Genomic DNA, 14802 nt, shown 5'->3' with positions numbered 1-14802 from the left:
TATCCCCTGTGTGCCTTGCCGGCTACCGTGCAGTCGGCCATCGCCTTCACTTCGCTGGCGCGTGGTAACGTGCCGGCGGCCATTTGCAGTGCGGCGGCATCCAGCCTGCTGGGTATCTTCCTCACGCCGTTGCTGGTAATGATGTTGCTGGGGGCCAGCGGTGATACCGGTTCTGGTCTGGATGCGGTGCTGAAGATCACCCTGCAGCTGCTGGTGCCGTTCGTGGCCGGGCAGGTCGCCCGGCGCTGGATCGGTGCCTGGGTCAAGCGCAATGCGCGCTGGCTCAAGGTGGTGGACCAGGGTTCGATCCTGCTGGTGGTCTACACCGCGTTCAGCGAGGCGGTGGTCACCGGGCTGTGGCACACGGTATCGCCGCAGCACCTGGCCGGGTTGTTTGCCGTGTGCGGAATCTTGTTGGCGGTGGTGTTGTACGGTACCCGGCTGCTCGGCAAGCTGCTGGGCTTTGACCTGGAGGACCGCATTACCATCCTGTTCGCCGGTTCGAAGAAGAGCCTGGCCACCGGGGTGCCAATGGCGCAGGTGCTGTTCGTCGGCAGTGGCATTGGCGCGATGATCCTGCCGCTGATGCTGTTCCACCAGATTCAGCTGATGGTCTGTGCAGTGCTTGCGCAGCGTTATGCCAGCCGTGAGCAGGTGGCTGAAGAAGCTTCGGCGGCATCCTGACAGGGCCCTGTCGCCGGCACGCCAGCTCCCACCTCGATCGCACAGCTCTCAAGGCCTGTGCAGTCCCTGTGGGAGCTGGCTTGCCGGCGAAGGGCTGCAAAGCAGCCCCTGGCTTATCTGGCCTGCCCTGAACCACGCTCGCGCAGCGCCTTGCCTACCTCGGCCTCGATCTTGTAGGCCGGCGCTTCCAGGTCGTCGTAGTTGCGCGTGTAGCGCCGGGCGAACTCTTCCACACCCAGCTGCTGATACTGCTGCACATGCTTGAGCTCATGTGCCCACAACGCCACGTTGTCCTCGGCATCGGCGGGGCGGCGGAAAATGATCGTGTCGATCAGCGTCACGGCGTTCACATCGGGGTTCTGCAGCAGCGCATTGGCCGCGCTCATCTGCTGTTCGTCACCCACCCGGAAGCGCGCCGCGTCGAGCACGGCAAAGTCGTACCAGGGTTCTAGTTGCGCACGGATATGCAACGGGATCGGCTCGACGCCGCTGGCGGTGGCTTCGTCGCGGGCCTGCTGCAAGGCGTAGGTCAGGCTGGAAGAAGCCAGTACTTCCACGTCCTTGAAAATCTGCCCGGCCTGGCCGGGGTCGATGGGCGCACAGAAACATCCCATCAGGCACACCTGGTACTGCCCTGGCGGGCAGGCCTGTTCGGCGAGTGCAGGCAAGCTCAGCAGTAGCCCCAGCAGTAGACTAACCCGCTTCATGCAGGGCCTTCTCGACAAAGTGGCGGCTGGCGTCCAGTACCTGCGACTGCACGCTTTCCGTGGCCAGCATGCGCCCGACCAGCAAGGCACCGACGCACTGGCTGATCAGCACCCAGGCCAATTCGCTGTCTTCCAGGGTCGCGCTCCAGGCCTGGTGCAGCTCCACCAGCCAATGCTCGGCCACTGCACGCACCGGTGCTTCGGCCCGGGCAATCTCCACCCCCAATGGCGGCAGCGGGCAGCCACCTTCGGCATTGTGCAGGTGGGCCAGGCTCAGATACTGCTGCAGGCAACGGCCCAGGCGTTCGCGACTGGCGCCCTGGTTGGTCAGGCACGCCAGCGGGCTGTTGCACAATTCCTGCCGCACTACCTCGGTGAACAGGTCGTCCTTGGACGGGAAGTGGTTGTAGAAGGCCCCGCCGGTCAGGCCGATCGCCTTCATCAGCCCGGCTACGCCGGTGCTGGAAAAGCCCCCGCGTTTGGCCAGCGCGCCGCTGCTGGCCAGCAGCCGCTCGCGGGTTTGCTGTTTGTGTTCATTGGTGTAACGCATTCAGTTGCCTCTGCAGGCGGGCTTGACGGTGGCGGCGATCATAACATAGCGTTCGTTTACTAAACGATCATTTACTAATAGGGGCTGGCATGACAGAACAACAAAAAGTGGTGCTCGTGATTGGCGCGGGGGATGCTACCGGCGGCGAGATCGCCAAGCGCTTTGCCCGTGAGGGCTACATTGCCTGTGTTACCCGGCGCCAGGCTGACAAGTTGCAGCCGCTGCTGGACGAAATCCGCGCTGCCGGCGGCCAGGCCCACGGGTTTGGCTCCGATGCGCGCAAGGAGGAGGAGGTGGCGGCGCTGGTCGAAACCATCGAGCGTGATATCGGCCCGATCGAAGCGTTTGTGTTCAATATCGGTGCCAATGTGCCCTGTAGCATTCTTGAGGAAACCCCGCGCAAATACTTCAAGATCTGGGAGATGGCCTGTTTTGCCGGTTTCCTTACCGCCCAGGCGGTGGCCCGGCGCATGGTCCAGCGCGAGCGTGGCACCATCCTGTTCACCGGCGCCACCGCTGGCACTCGTGGCGCGGCGGGCTTTGCGGCATTCGCCGGGGCCAAGCATGCCTTGCGCGCCCTGGCCCAGAGCATGGCGCGCGAGCTGGGGCCGCGGAACATCCATGTCGCCCACTTGGTGGTTGACGGGGCCATCGACACGGCCTTCATCCGTGACACTTTCCCCGAGCGCTACGCCCTCAAGGACCAGGATGGCATCCTCGACCCGGCCCACATCGCCGACAGCTACTGGTTCCTGCACGCCCAGCCCCGCGACGCCTGGACCTTCGAGCTGGACCTGCGCCCCTGGATGGAACGTTGGTAAGCCCCTTTTACCGAGCAAGGACCGTAACCATATGAACAAGACTGTCGATTTCTTTTTTGACCTGGGCAGCCCGGCCAGCTATCTGGCCTGGACTCAACTGCCTGGCCTGTGTGCCCGCCAGGGTGCCACGCTGCGTTACCGGCCGATGCTGCTGGGCGGGGTTTTCCAGGCCACCGGCAACGCCTCGCCGGTGATGATTCCGGCCAAGGGCCGCTACATGTTCACCGACCTGGCGCGCTTCGCCGAGCGCTACGGGGTACCGTTCGGGTTGCCGCCGGGGTTCCCGGTCAATACCTTGACCCTGATGCGCGGGGCAATGGGCACCCAGCTGAGTTCGCCGGAGCGGTTCGATGCGTTGCTGGCGGTGCTGTTCAATGGTCTGTTTGCGCAGCGCCGCAACCTGGGCGACAACGCCGTCCTCGACGACACGCTGAGCCAGGGCGGCTTCGACCCGCAGGCATTTCGCGCGCTGGCGGGTGATGACGAGGTGAAGTCCGCGCTCAGGCACGCGACCGAAGCTGCAGTGGAGCGCGGGGTGTTCGGCGCGCCGACCTGTTTTGTCGGTGACGAGATGTTCTTCGGGCAGGACCGCCTGGACTTTGTCGAAGAGGCCCTGCGTCAGGACGCCGACAGCCCGTCCTGAATGCGCGCTCCCACAGGGTTGGCGCTTTCCCTGTGGGAGCGGCTTTAGCCGCGAACACCGGCGAAGCCGGTGCCATCCCCCACGCATAAAGCAGTCAGAAGTTCGCCGGGGTGTTGGCGCTGATGATTTCGGCCTCGTCCGGGCCGATGTTCTTGAAACTGTGCGGCAGGGTAGTGGGGATGTAGTAACCGTCGCCCGAGTTGAGCACGCTCACCTGGCCATCGACCCACAACTCGACGGTGCCGCGTGTGACCAGGCCACACTCCTCACCCTCGGCATGCACGATCGGCTCGCCCGAATCGGCACCCGGTGCATACAGTTCACGCAGCATGCGCATCTGCCGGCCTTCGACGCTGGCGCCAACCAGCAGCATGCGCAGGCCGTTGCGGCCCAGGTCTGGCTGCTCGCCGCCACGGAACACGTAGCGCTCTTCGCGCACCGGCTCGTCGAAACTGAAGAACTCCGCCAGGCTCATCGGAATGCCTTCGAGCAGTTTTTTCAGGGAGCTGACCGAAGGGCTGACGCGATTCTGCTCGATCTGCGAGATCGTCGAATTGGTCAGCCCGCTGCGGCGGGCCAGTTCCCGTTGGGAGAGGTTGTTGCGTTCACGCACCAGTTTGAGTCGCGTCCCCGTGTCCATAGCCGCCTTGTAATCAGAGGTGTCAATAATAATGAGCGATGCGCATTAAAACACACTCTGCGCGCTTGCGCGCTGTGCTTGTCAGGCCCGCTGATCGCGCGGCATCGGCCATGACCCGACCAGCAGCAACAGCGCCGCCACCGCCAGAAATGGCAAGCGTGGATCGACGGCATAAACCAAGGTGCCGGCCAGCGGCCCGATCACTGCGCCCATGCCCTGCGCAGCACCGATGGACCCGGCCGTGGCGCCTTGCTCGGAGGCGTGCATGGCATTGGCCGCCAGCGCCGAAAACGCCGGGAAGACAAAGCCCATGCCCGCCGCCGCGACAAAGTAGCAAGCCCACAGCCAGGGCGCCGTGGTGGCCAGCGAGCCGCAGGCAAAGCCCAGGGCCGAAACCGTGGCGCCGACCCGGATCATCTTCAACGGCGGCCATTCCAGCTGGCGCAGCAGCACCTGCGCCAGGATCAGCGCCACACCCACCGTGGTCAGGGCGATGCCAGCGGCCTGCGCAGCCTCGGCAGGGCGCAGGTGCAGGCGGTCGAGGGCAAAGAAACCGACGATGATCTGCGATACCGTGACGCTGAGCATGGCGCTGAACGCCACCAGCAAAGGCCGGCGCAGGCGTGGGTCGTTCAGGCGCACCGGGCTGGGAGCATGGCTGTGCGGCAGCGCCTGCGGCTTCAGGGTGAACAGCAGGACCAGAAAGGCACTGGCCGGCAGCAGCGACATGATATGGAACGGCAGGCTCAGGCTATGCCGCGCCAGCAGCGCTGCCAGCGCCGGCCCCACCACCAGGCCGACGGCGTTGGCCGCCCCCAGCGAGGCCATGGCCCGGGCCCGGCGTTGCGGTTCGACATGGTCGGCGATCAGCGCATTGCAGCCCACCGGGATGGCAGCATAGAAGGCGCCGATACAGCCGCGCGCGACCATCAGGCCGATGAAGGCCAGGGTCGCCCCCGGCAGCCAGCGCAGCGCACCTTCTACGAACAGGCACAGCAGCCAGTAGGCCAGGGTGAAGCCGGCGCTGCCCAGCAGCAGGATGCGCCGACGACCCAGACGGTCTGCGGCGCGCCCCCAAGGCCGGGCCAGCAGCACCCAGACCACGCCCGCCACGGTCACGGCGGCACCGGCTTGCCAAGTGGCCATGCCGAGCTGGCGGGCGATCGGGCCGATCAGGGCGACGAAGGCCATCATCGACATGGTGCAGGCCATGTTGGCCAGCAGCAGGGGGCGCAAGTCCAGGGTACTGGCGGGTGCGAGTGTGGCAGGATCCTTTGCGACATTCATAGGGCAGTCCAGGGCGGTACGGCAAATAGAAAGCCGATCTTGTTGGGAATCGTTATCGGTGTCGAGCCCCTGGGCTGCCGAGCGTCATTGGCTGCGGCGCAGCGGGCCAGGCCACATGCTACGCAACACGCCATCGCGGCGCACCCACGCGTGCATCAAGGCCGCACCCACATGCACCAGCACCGTGGCGAACAGCAAGTAGCCAGCCCAGCCATGGGCCTGGCGCAGCACTGCATACAGTTGCAGGTCATGGGGGGCAATGGCCGGCAAGCCCAGGGGGCGGGGGTAGCCACCGGCCGACAGCATGGCCCAGCCCAGCAGCGGCATGGCAAGCATCAGTCCGTAGAGCACCAGGTGCGAAGCCCCGGCGGCCCAGCGTTGCAGTGCAGGCAGGTCGCGCGGCAGGGCTGGGTGGGGCAGGGCCAGGCGAACGGCTATGCGCAGCAGCACCAGCACCAGCAGGGCCAGGCCGGTTGCCTTGTGCAACCCGATCAGCACGGGGTGGCGCGGCGACAGGTCGGCGACCATGCTCACACCGATGAACAACATGGCCAGGATCAGCACGGCCATCAGCCAGTGCAACAGGCGGGCGAGGGGGTGGAAGGCGTCGGTTTTCATGGGTGGGCTCCGGTGTCGAGCGATTCGCGGCTGCGGCGGTTGAAGGATTCCGAGTAGGCGGCCGAACGGGCGGCGAGAATCGGGTCGGTAGAGGCCTGGATGCCCCGGGGTAGAATCAGCGGGTCGAAGTTGATGTCGCGGCAGGCCCCTTGCTCGGGGCCGTCGACCTGTTCCAGTACCAGCGTGCCGGCGTCCACGCTGCGTCGGTCGGCAGGCCACGGGCTGGCAGGGTCGTCCACTGCATCGCCGGGTTCCGCCAGTACCAGGCGCAGCGTCCAGCGCAGCGGGCCCTGGGCCAGCCGTTGCTGCAGGTCGTGCTGCAGGAACTGTTTGTCATCGACTTGGGCAGGCAGGGCGGCAAACGCTGTCTGCGGCTCCAGTTGCCAACGCACGGGGTGGGACGCGCCGCTTGCGTCGATCAGGCGGAAGGCGTTGATGCTGTGGTACTGCGTGCTGGCGAAGCTGTTGCTGGGCTTGTACCCCGCCGCCCATTGGCGAAACGCCGCGCTTTCCGGGTGGGCGGCGAAAAACGCCTGCAGTTTGCCCGGGTCCGGTTTGCCGGTGGCCGGGTCGGGTGCCCCCGCCAGTACCTGTTCATAGAACGCTTGTGGCGTGCTCACCGCCAGCACCGGCGGGTTGTTCATGCCGGTACGCCAGACCTGCCCGTCGTCGGTGCTCAACTCGATGGCCAGGCTGCGCACCGGTATGCCGGTATCCGGCGCGAACGGGTTGGCGCCGCCGATGGCGAAGCGGCCGATCACTGGCACCCGCGGCTGGCTGAACGCCCGCGCCGTGGACAGGCTGACGGCCTGCCCGCTGGGCTGGAAGTAGCCGCTGACGCACAGGCCCTTGGCGTGGTTCTTACGGTAACCCGGGTAATGCCCGGCTTGGGCTTCGAAGGTGTCGATGATGCGTTGTGGGGTCAGGCGGGTATCGCCAACCCAGCCGGCGGCATAGGCAAAGGCGGCGCCCGCGCCCAGCATCACGACGCCGATGGCGGCCAGGCGCAGGGCCTTGGCCGGGCCGTGCAGGGGTGAGTTCATGGTCATTGTCCGGTTCAGTGAAGGTGCCGGTACGACGGCGCAGAGAAAAACTTATTCCCTTGCCGGGAATAGATTTTCCTCGCAGGCGTCTGCCTCTTACACTGACAACCCCAGAGGCCGGGACCTTGCCATGCATGATCTGGACGACCACCAGTGGCGCGAGCTGCTGGCCCGCCTGCGCCGCTTTGCCGTGTGGCTGACCCGCGAGCCGGGCAGCGCCGACGACCTGGTACAGGCAACGGTCGAGCGGGCCTTGAGCCGGCGCGACCAGCAACGTGATGCCGATGCCCTGCGGGCCTGGCTGTTCACCATCCTTTATCGGCTGTTCCTCGATGGAAAGCGCCGTGAGCGCCTGCACGCGCGATGGCTGTCCTGGTTCGGCCGCGGCGAGCGCGATGACGAGCCGGTTGGTGGCAACCTCGAGGCCATTGTCCTGGCCCAGGCCGACCTGCAGGCTTTCGCCCGGCTCACGGCAGAACAGCGTGCGTTGTTGCTGCTGGTCAGCATTGAAGGTTTGAGCTACAAGGAGGCCGCCCAGGCCCTGGGCATCCCTATCGGCACTGTGATGTCGCGCCTGTCGCGCGCCCGCAATGCCTTGCGCGAATTGACCGAGGGCAGCCCCCAGCCCCCGGCCTTGCGGAGACTGAAATGACGCGCCTGATCCCCAGCGAAGACGAACTGCACGCTTATGTCGACGAGCGCCTGGAGCCTGCGCGCCGGGCCGAGGTTCAAGCCTGGCTGGCGGCCAACCCGCACGCTGCGGCCAAGGTCGAAGGTTGGCGTGCCGACGCCCGCCGCCTGCGTACGGCGCTGGCCGGGTTCGGCGAAGTGCCCGGGGCGGCGCAGCTGGACCTGGGGCAGTTGCGCCGGCAAGTGCGCCAACGCCGCCAGCGCCGCTGGGCTACGGCGGCGGTGTTGCTGCTGGCGTTTGGCGTAGGTGGCCTGGGAGGTTGGCAGGTGCGCGATGCGACCTTGGCGCGTGCCGAGCTGCCGATGGCCGATGCCGTCCAGGCGCACCGCTTGTTTGCCGGTAGCCAGGCCTTGGATATCCAGGCCAGCGACCCAGGCCAGTTGCGCGACTGGCTGGGGCGCCACTTCAGCCGCGTTGGCCACTTGCCGGACCTGGCGGGCTACGGCTTCAAACCGGTGGGCGCGCGCCTGCTAAGCAATGAGCAGGGGCCGGCGGCATTGCTGGTGTTCGAGGATGGCAAGGGCCAGCGCATCAGCCTGTTCCTGCGCTCACCAGGTGATCATTATCGGCGCATGCCGGACGGGCAGCGCGTGGACGGGCAGCTGGAGGCGCGGTACTGGTCGCATGGGGCCTACAACTTTGCTCTGGTCAGCGCGGTGGACGATTTGCGTGGGGCGGGGGTGGGTGAGGCGTTGCGCTTGGGTTTGTGAGCCCGCTCTCGCCGGGATCGCACGTGGATGCTGTGGTGATCCTGTGGGAGATTGCCCAGCCCTTTGGGCTGCGCTGTCGCGCAGAGAACCAATATCGCTCGTCTGACGCGTCCTTTGTAGGAGCAGCCTTGTGCTGCGAAGAGGCCGGTACAGCCAATAGACAGGCTTTGTCAGCCCCGGCCTCTTCGCAGCACAAGGCTGCTCCTACAGGACCTCGCCGAACCAATGAGTCATGTGTTGTTCTATGGGAGCGGGCGCGCCGGCGAAGAGGCCTCGCCAGGCCACACATTCCTGCCATTTTCCCCTGCTCACTCGCCCAACCGCTGCTCACGCGACGGCGGGTAGCCAAAGTAAGCCGCATAGCATTTGCTGAAGTGCGACACCGAAACAAACCCGCAGGCTACTGCCACCTCCATCACCGACAGGTCGGAATACTGCAGTAGACGGCGGCTTTTGGTGACGCGCAATTCCATGTAGTAACGCCGCGGCGAAGTGCCCAACTGGGCCTGGAACAGGCGGTCGATCTGTCGGCGCGAGCGCCCGCTGTAGGCGGCCAACTGGTCGAGGCTGAGGGTTTCCTCGAGGTTGTTCTCCATCAGCTCGACGATGGTGCGCAGGTGCAAACTCATGGACTTCTTCGCGCCCGGGCCGACCTGACGATAGCGGGCACCGGAGAACGACAGGATCTCCTCGACGCCTTCGGCCAGGCCGTCGCCATACAGCCGGCGCACCAGGCCGAGCATCAGCTCCATTGCACCATTGGGGCTGGCAGCGCTGAGGCGGTCGCGGTCGAGAGTGAAGCTGGCCGGGGTGATCCGCGTCTGCGGGCTGCGCTCGGACAGGCTGGCGCGCTGCTCAGGGTGGATACTGCAGCCATAGTCGTCCAGCACCCCGGCGCGGCCGAGGAACCACGCGCCGTTCCACAACCCGCCCAGGGCCATGCCGTGGGCCGCGCAATCGCCCAGCAGGCGGTCAAGCTCGGGGTACTTCAATGGCGTGCGCAGGCCGCCACAGATCACCAGCAGGTCCAACTCCTTCAGGGCCTCGGCGGATAACTCGGTAGCTACCAATTCCAACCCCAGGTCGCTGAGCACGCGGTCGCCTGCAAGCGACAGTGGGGTGAATCGAAAGCTGTCGGCGCGCAGCAGGTTGGCCGTGACCAGCACGTCCATGGCAACGGTGAAGCTGGCCATGGAGAAGTGTTCGAGCAATACGAAATCGACCCGATAGGGGGCTTGGGCATTGGCGCTGGTGGACTTCAGCCGCAGCATGTTGCTGGTACTGGTCTTCTTGCTGAACTGGCGTGGCGTGGGCACTCTGGACTCCGCTTCCTGGCTGGCCTTGAGAGTGTGGCGGGTGGCCGGGTGAAAGACAATCTCCCGGGTGGCCGTGTCGTATTCCAGGTCGTGTTCAGGCAACGTGTCTGGCTTGGCCCGTTGCCGCTATGCTGATGCTCCTGTCACTGAGGATACCTTGATGAAGTATGCCGCTGCCCTGTTGCTTTGCCTGATGCCATTGCTGGCCAATGCCCTGGAGCAGGGCGACAAGCTCGCCCCGTGGACGCTGCTCGACCAGTACGACCAGGCCTATAGCCTCGCCGCCGGCACGCACATCCTGCTGGTGGCACGCGACATGGACGGTGCCAAGCTGGTGAAGGCGGCGCTGGCCGAACAGCCCAAGGGTTACCTGGAGGCGCGCGATGCGGTGTTCGTTGCCGACATCCAGCGCATGCCGGCGCTGATCAGCAAGCTGTTCGCCATCCCCGCCATGCGCGATTACAACTACCGCGTGCTGCTCGACCGCGATGGGCGCGTGGCCAGTCGTTATCCAGGGCAGGATGGCCAGGTGCAGTGGTTGCAACTGGAGCAGGGCAAGCTGGTGAGCCAGCGGGCATTTGCCGATGCGTCGACGTTGAAGGCGGCGTTGGAAGCTGCACCACGGCATTGAGAGCTGTCACTGCTCCCTGTAGGAGCGGCCTTGTGTCGCGATGGGCTGCATAGCAGCCCCCTGCGGTCCTTTGTAGGGCAAAAATCCTGGGGCCGCTGCGCAGCCCATCGCGACACAAGGCCGCTCCTACAAGGGCCGCGGTGCCATGCCGCCAACCAAATCAATCTGAACCCTCGGCAGCCTCTGCAACCCAACCCATTACATGCCAAATGGGAGAGCGCTCATGGAAATAGGAACGATCTGGATCATCGTCGCGGCCTTTGTGATCCTGCTGGAAATCTGGGCCATCTGGCACATCATCGGCAGTGACCGGCGCGCCGAGCGCAAGATGCTGTGGATCGTCTTCGTGGTCTACGCACCGTTCCCCGGCTTGCTGTTCTGGGCCTGGCGCGGGCCTCGGGCGGTGAAGGGCAGGGCGGTACTGCAGGAAAAATGATGGAGAACGGCCTCAGCCGCGGGGGCGCCTGAGGCCGTCGATGTTCACTTGGGCAGGATATCGAAGCGAATGGCTGACCCCAGCCCGTCCACCATCAGGCAACCGTAGAACTTCACGGTCGACAGCACACGCAGTTGCTTGAGCGCTTCATGGATGTAGTCGTGAAGCAGCTTTTCGGCTTCGTGCTTGCGCTCTGCAAGTGTGGCGCCTTTGAGTGTGACCATCCCGAGCAAGGTGGTCTCAATGTGCTCGACGGTGTCCAAGCCAATTTTCTCGCGCAGGTGCAGGCGCGCCTGCGCCGCATCGGTTTCATCTCGGGCAGGGTTGTTTGGCTTGATGGTGTAGGCCAGTTGAAAATTGTATTTGCTCATCGCTTTATCCTTGTTACGTACAGGCCTCCATGCCGGGCCTCGCAATCTAGCGCCTGACGGCCACTTCGCATATGAACGCGTAGTTCACGGAAGCTCGTGCGCTGTGCGAAACGTCCTACAGTCGGTGCCTGTTTCGCGGGCAAGCCCTCCTGAAAACCGCGCTTGACCTCGAGTTAACTCAAGGTTCGATACTCCGTCCTTCTTCCAACTGATCGAGGGTTTACCGTGAGCCATTCAACCGCGTTCCAGCTGAGCAATCCCGAAGGCCTGTACGACCCCAGCGGCAATGCCTACTCTCATGTCGCCGAGGTTCATGCCGACAGCCGCCTGTTGTTCATCGCCGGCCAGGGCGGGGAGGACCGCAACGGGCAGCTGTCGCCGCTGTTCGCCGAGCAGGCGCGCCAGGCACTGGCCAACCTTGAGATTGCCCTGGCGTCGAAAGGCGCCAGCCTGGCCCAGGTGTTCAAGCTGACCCTGCTGATCGTCGAGCATTCCGAAACGCGACTGCATGAATGGGTAGCCGAGGCTGACAGGGCCTGGGGCCGTTGCATGAAACCGACCTGCACGCTGATACCGGTACCCCGGTTGGCGCTGGACGGCATGCTGGTGGAGATCGAGGCAGTGGCGGCTGCATAGGTCCGGGCGATTCGGTGGTGGCGGCAGATAAACACTATGTTGTATATCGGTGCTGGCCCAACCAGCATGGCCGCTATAACAACAATTGACCTCAAAGGTGACCACACCATGAGCACCGGCACCACCACGCTTACCGACCCCAAGGCCCGGGCCTGGATCTGGCCGGCACTTTTCAGCCTGGTGGCCTTCGCTGCCAACTCGGTATTCTGCCGGCTCGCGCTGAAGGATGGGGCCATCGACCCAGCCTCCTTCACCGTGGTGCGCCTGGCCAGTGGTGCACTGTTCCTGCTGCTGTTGATCCGCCTGCACAAACCCGCGCTTGCCATGGGAGGGAGCTGGCGCGGCGGCTTGGCCCTGTTCCTCTATGCATTCCTGTTTTCTGCGGCATATCTGCAACTGGGCGCAGGCGCGGGTGCGTTGCTGCTGTTCGGCGCGGTGCAGATCACCATGTTCGGCTTCGCCTGGTACAAAGGCGAACAAATCACCGCGCGGATGCTGCTGGGCATGCTGATCGCCTTCGTCGGCCTGCTGGTGCTGCTGTTGCCCGGTACTGCGGCGCCACCTTTTGCCAGTGCCTTGCTGATGGCCCTGTCTGGCGTGGCCTGGGGCGTTTACACGCTGCTGGGCAAAGGTTCACCCAGGCCGCTGGCCGACACTGCCGGCAATTTCACCCGGAGCCTGCCGTGCCTGGTGCTGCTGGCGCCGATGCTGTTGCTGGGCGCCGACTTGCACCTGAGCCCGCTCGGCGTGCTGTATGCGCTGGGTTCTGGTGTGCTGGCGTCCGGTGCTGGCTATGCCGTGTGGTACAGCGTGGTCAGGCAAGTCAGCGCGCAGCAGGCGGCGACCATGCAGCTCAGCGTCCCGGTGATCGCGGCGTTGGGCGGGGTTGGCCTGATCGGCGAGCCATTGTCGTTGCGCTTGCTGGTGGCCTGCGTGGTGGTGCTGGGCGGTATCGCCCTGGCGCTGGCGTCGCGCCGTTAAAAGAAACGGCGTTGCGCCTTGAGCGTGACCATGCTGTCGCAATAGGTGTTGATGCCCGAATACGCATCACACCCGCCACCACTGAGGTTTGAGTTGCTGTAGACCAGGTTCAGGTCGATGCCGAGCCAAGGCCGGGATAGTTCCAGCGACCAATCGGAAAAGGCATTCACCTCGCTGCCATCACCAATGGTGAATGGCGTACCCAGGCGGTGATGGGCGAGCTTGACGCTCAGGTCGACATCAAACAGCGGCAGTTGGCCGAAGTCGGCGAATAGCGTGGCGGTGCGGTTGTCGGGATTGTCGCGCAGCGCTCCACCGAAACGGCTGCCCAGCACCGAAACACCACCGTACAGGGCATAGCTGTCGGGGCCCGCAATGTTTGGCTGACTATAATGGATCAACCCCACCTCGTAGCCCAGGCTACTGTCGAACCGGTGCTTGTAGCCCAGGTAACTGTCCAGCCGCAGGGTGGAGTCGGGCGTCACGCCCATGCTCGGGGCATACTGGCCAAGGTACCAGCCGCTGGGGTGGCTGAAGTCGAGGCCACCGTGGAACGCACCGATGGCGCTGGGCGATATCAGCCCCTGGGCCATACTGCGTGAGGGGGTGGTGCCGAGTGTAAAGTCGAAGTCGCCCAGTTCGCGTTTGATCTGTTGGGCCAGCAGCATGGGGCTGAACAGCAGTGCAGCACTCAGCAACAGAAGGGGCCTGGTCATGGTCTCCGTCCTGGAAGGCTTGCGGTTGAGCGGTAAAGCATACCTGTGCAGGTAACGTGAGGGAACCGCCGGCTAGCCCATTCAGCCTTTGGTCGAACGGTCGGCGTCTGCAGCTTCGGTCACCACGGGCAGGTTGCCGGCACGCTGGATTACCCGTCGTTGCTGCTCGTAGTCGTCCAGCGACAGGCCACGGCGTTGCAAGGCTTCCAATTGCAGTTGACGGGTTTCTTCGGCGGTGTAGGGACGCAGTTCGGGGTGGCTGGCACAGCCGCTGGTGATGGCGATGGCAATGACGGCAAGGGTGGCGGACAGCAGGCGGGCCAGGATGTTCATCAGGTAGCTCCAGGGGCCGGGGTGGTGGGCGGCGAGTCGATGGAGCTAGGTTATTCGGCCATGTCGTTCGGCAGAAATTGCCATTCTCGATAGTGACTATCGATGGTTCCTGGGAGGGTGCGATGGGGCAAGACGAGCAACCGCGAAAATGGGGCGTGCTGGAACCGATCGACCGGATCACCGAAGTCATCTTCGGCCTGTTGATGGCGATGACCTTCATCGGCTCGCTGAGCGTGGCCACGGCAGGGCGCGAAGACGCGCGGCTGATGCTGATTGCCGCGCTCGGCTGCAACCTGGCCTGGGGCCTGGCCGATGCCGTCATCTACCTGCTGCGTACCTGGACCGAACGCACCCGCAGCCGGACCTTGCTGGCCCGCCTGCAAGCAGGTGATATCAACCAGGGGCGCAGGCTGATTGCCGATACGCTGCCAGAGCGCATCGGCCTGGCACTGGATGAAGACGGGCTGGAGATGCTGCGCGGGCGCATGCTGCGTGATGCTGGCCGCCCGCTGCCGGCACGCCTGGGGCTGGATGATTTCAAGGCTGCCCTGGCCACTTTCCTGCTGGTGGTACTGGCAACTTTCCCGATGGTCATTCCGTTCCTGCTGATCGAAACCACCGGTACGGCCATCCGTGTATCGAACCTGGTCGCCCTGGCCATGCTCTTCCTTGCGGGCTGGCTGCTGGCACGCTATTCCGGTGGCCGCACCCTGTTGACCGGCGTGGTTCTGGCGGTAGTCGGGGCGTCACTGATCGTGGCGATCATCGCCTTGGGCGGTTGAGCACTGCCCGCTCAGTATTTTATGTAGCGGGCGCGCTCACGGCCTTGCTGTGGATACGGCCTTGTGCATGCGCCGGCCTCTTCGCGGGCACCCCCGCTCCCACAGGATCACCACAGGTTTGAACATTGTGGAGTACCTGTGGGAGCGGGCGTGCCCGCGAAAGGGCCGGTACAGTCAATTACAGATCTCAGCCCAGCCCTGATATA

At 64.8% G+C, this 14802-nt stretch carries 20 protein-coding genes; 10 read left to right on the top strand and 10 right to left on the bottom strand.

Annotation, left to right across the window (positions count from 1 at the left end; translation table 11 throughout):
- Positions 1-684, top strand: a 684-nt coding sequence (locus tag RR51_RS23890) for a bile acid:sodium symporter family protein (protein ID WP_039614893.1), incomplete at its 5' end; no start/stop codon positions are given.
- A gap of 113 nt (positions 685-797) precedes the next feature.
- Here the strand turns inward: RR51_RS23890 and RR51_RS23885 are convergent.
- The gene (locus tag RR51_RS23885; RefSeq protein ID WP_039614888.1) at positions 798-1391 is read right to left on the bottom strand and encodes an eCIS core domain-containing protein; all 594 of its coding nucleotides are present in this window, start codon (positions 1389-1391) and stop codon (positions 798-800) included.
- The gene (locus RR51_RS23880) at positions 1378-1941 is read right to left on the bottom strand and encodes a TetR/AcrR family transcriptional regulator (protein ID WP_039614887.1); all 564 of its coding nucleotides are present in this window, start codon (positions 1939-1941) and stop codon (positions 1378-1380) included. Before RR51_RS23880 ends, RR51_RS23885 begins: the two co-directional genes overlap by 14 nt.
- Before the next feature lie 89 nt (positions 1942-2030).
- Between RR51_RS23880 and RR51_RS23875 the strand changes: the two genes are divergently transcribed.
- Together RR51_RS23875 and RR51_RS23870 are read left to right on the top strand one after the other, a co-directional pair.
- Positions 2031-2762, top strand: a complete 732-nt coding sequence (locus tag RR51_RS23875; RefSeq protein ID WP_039614886.1) for an SDR family oxidoreductase — start codon at positions 2031-2033, stop codon at positions 2760-2762.
- 31 nt (positions 2763-2793) lie between these two features.
- Positions 2794-3405 carry a 2-hydroxychromene-2-carboxylate isomerase gene (locus RR51_RS23870; protein ID WP_039614885.1) on the top strand — a complete coding sequence of 204 codons (612 nt, stop codon included), beginning with the start codon at positions 2794-2796 and terminating at the stop codon, positions 3403-3405.
- A gap of 94 nt (positions 3406-3499) precedes the next feature.
- On the opposite strand, the gene RR51_RS23865 is transcribed toward RR51_RS23870, so the two are convergent.
- The 4 genes from RR51_RS23865 to RR51_RS23850 form a co-directional block, all read right to left on the bottom strand.
- The gene (locus RR51_RS23865; protein ID WP_003248033.1) at positions 3500-4045 is read right to left on the bottom strand and encodes a cupin domain-containing protein; all 546 of its coding nucleotides are present in this window, start codon (positions 4043-4045) and stop codon (positions 3500-3502) included.
- An 81-nt stretch (positions 4046-4126) separates the two neighbouring features.
- Positions 4127-5332: an MFS transporter gene (locus tag RR51_RS23860; protein ID WP_039614884.1), complete on the bottom strand. Its 1206-nt coding sequence runs from the start codon at positions 5330-5332 to the stop codon at positions 4127-4129.
- A gap of 84 nt (positions 5333-5416) precedes the next feature.
- Positions 5417-5950, bottom strand: coding sequence for a cytochrome b (locus tag RR51_RS23855; RefSeq protein WP_015270187.1), 534 nt, complete (start codon positions 5948-5950; stop codon positions 5417-5419).
- On the bottom strand, positions 5947-6999 hold the full coding sequence (locus tag RR51_RS23850; RefSeq protein ID WP_039614883.1) for a catalase family peroxidase: 1053 nt from the start codon (positions 6997-6999) through the stop codon (positions 5947-5949). The genes RR51_RS23855 and RR51_RS23850 overlap by 4 nt, the downstream gene beginning before the upstream one ends.
- Before the next feature lie 124 nt (positions 7000-7123).
- Here RR51_RS23850 and RR51_RS23845 point away from each other — a divergent pair, with 124 nt between their 5' ends.
- Together RR51_RS23845 and RR51_RS23840 are read left to right on the top strand one after the other, a co-directional pair.
- A complete protein-coding gene (locus tag RR51_RS23845; RefSeq protein WP_013972484.1) occupies positions 7124-7645 on the top strand; it encodes a sigma-70 family RNA polymerase sigma factor in 522 nt (173 codons plus the stop codon).
- A complete protein-coding gene (locus tag RR51_RS23840) occupies positions 7642-8394 on the top strand; it encodes an anti-sigma factor family protein (protein ID WP_039614882.1) in 753 nt (250 codons plus the stop codon). The genes RR51_RS23845 and RR51_RS23840 overlap by 4 nt, the downstream gene beginning before the upstream one ends.
- Positions 8395-8702: 308 nt before the next feature.
- On the opposite strand, the gene RR51_RS23835 is transcribed toward RR51_RS23840, so the two are convergent.
- On the bottom strand, positions 8703-9710 hold the full coding sequence (locus RR51_RS23835; RefSeq protein WP_013972486.1) for a GlxA family transcriptional regulator: 1008 nt from the start codon (positions 9708-9710) through the stop codon (positions 8703-8705).
- Positions 9711-9870: 160 nt separating this feature from the next.
- Between RR51_RS23835 and RR51_RS23830 the strand changes: the two genes are divergently transcribed.
- Both RR51_RS23830 and RR51_RS23825 read left to right on the top strand, forming a co-directional pair.
- Positions 9871-10341, top strand: a complete 471-nt coding sequence (locus RR51_RS23830; RefSeq protein WP_039614881.1) for a hypothetical protein — start codon at positions 9871-9873, stop codon at positions 10339-10341.
- A 223-nt stretch (positions 10342-10564) separates the two neighbouring features.
- Complete coding sequence (locus RR51_RS23825; RefSeq protein WP_013972488.1) at positions 10565-10777, top strand: PLDc N-terminal domain-containing protein; 213 nt, start codon at positions 10565-10567, stop codon at positions 10775-10777.
- Positions 10778-10821: 44 nt separating this feature from the next.
- Here RR51_RS23825 and RR51_RS23820 read toward each other — a convergent pair whose 3' ends face one another.
- Positions 10822-11148 (bottom strand): hypothetical protein, encoded by a 327-nt coding sequence (locus tag RR51_RS23820; RefSeq protein ID WP_039614880.1) that lies wholly within the window; start codon positions 11146-11148, stop codon positions 10822-10824.
- Positions 11149-11373: 225 nt separating this feature from the next.
- Between RR51_RS23820 and RR51_RS23815 the strand changes: the two genes are divergently transcribed.
- Together RR51_RS23815 and RR51_RS23810 are read left to right on the top strand one after the other, a co-directional pair.
- Entirely contained in the window at positions 11374-11784 is a 411-nt protein-coding gene (locus tag RR51_RS23815; RefSeq protein WP_039614879.1) for a RidA family protein, read from the top strand.
- A gap of 108 nt (positions 11785-11892) precedes the next feature.
- Positions 11893-12765 carry a DMT family transporter gene (locus RR51_RS23810; protein ID WP_039614878.1) on the top strand — a complete coding sequence of 291 codons (873 nt, stop codon included), beginning with the start codon at positions 11893-11895 and terminating at the stop codon, positions 12763-12765.
- Here the strand turns inward: RR51_RS23810 and RR51_RS23805 are convergent.
- Together RR51_RS23805 and RR51_RS23800 are read right to left on the bottom strand one after the other, a co-directional pair.
- Complete coding sequence (locus RR51_RS23805; RefSeq protein ID WP_039614877.1) at positions 12762-13481, bottom strand: TorF family putative porin; 720 nt, start codon at positions 13479-13481, stop codon at positions 12762-12764. The genes RR51_RS23810 and RR51_RS23805 overlap by 4 nt on opposite strands.
- A gap of 81 nt (positions 13482-13562) precedes the next feature.
- Complete coding sequence (locus tag RR51_RS23800; protein WP_004376383.1) at positions 13563-13814, bottom strand: hypothetical protein; 252 nt, start codon at positions 13812-13814, stop codon at positions 13563-13565.
- A gap of 122 nt (positions 13815-13936) precedes the next feature.
- On the opposite strand from RR51_RS23800, the gene RR51_RS23795 reads away from it, so the two are divergent.
- Positions 13937-14596: a VIT1/CCC1 transporter family protein gene (locus tag RR51_RS23795; RefSeq protein WP_015270197.1), complete on the top strand. Its 660-nt coding sequence runs from the start codon at positions 13937-13939 to the stop codon at positions 14594-14596.
- The last annotated feature ends 206 nt before the right edge of the window (positions 14597-14802 follow it).

This window comes from Pseudomonas sp. C5pp (assembly GCF_000814065.1).
Lineage (GTDB): Bacteria > Pseudomonadota > Gammaproteobacteria > Pseudomonadales > Pseudomonadaceae > Aquipseudomonas > Aquipseudomonas asiatica.
Note: the sequence above shows the minus strand (reverse complement) of the source record. Positions and strands in the feature narration are given on the sequence as shown.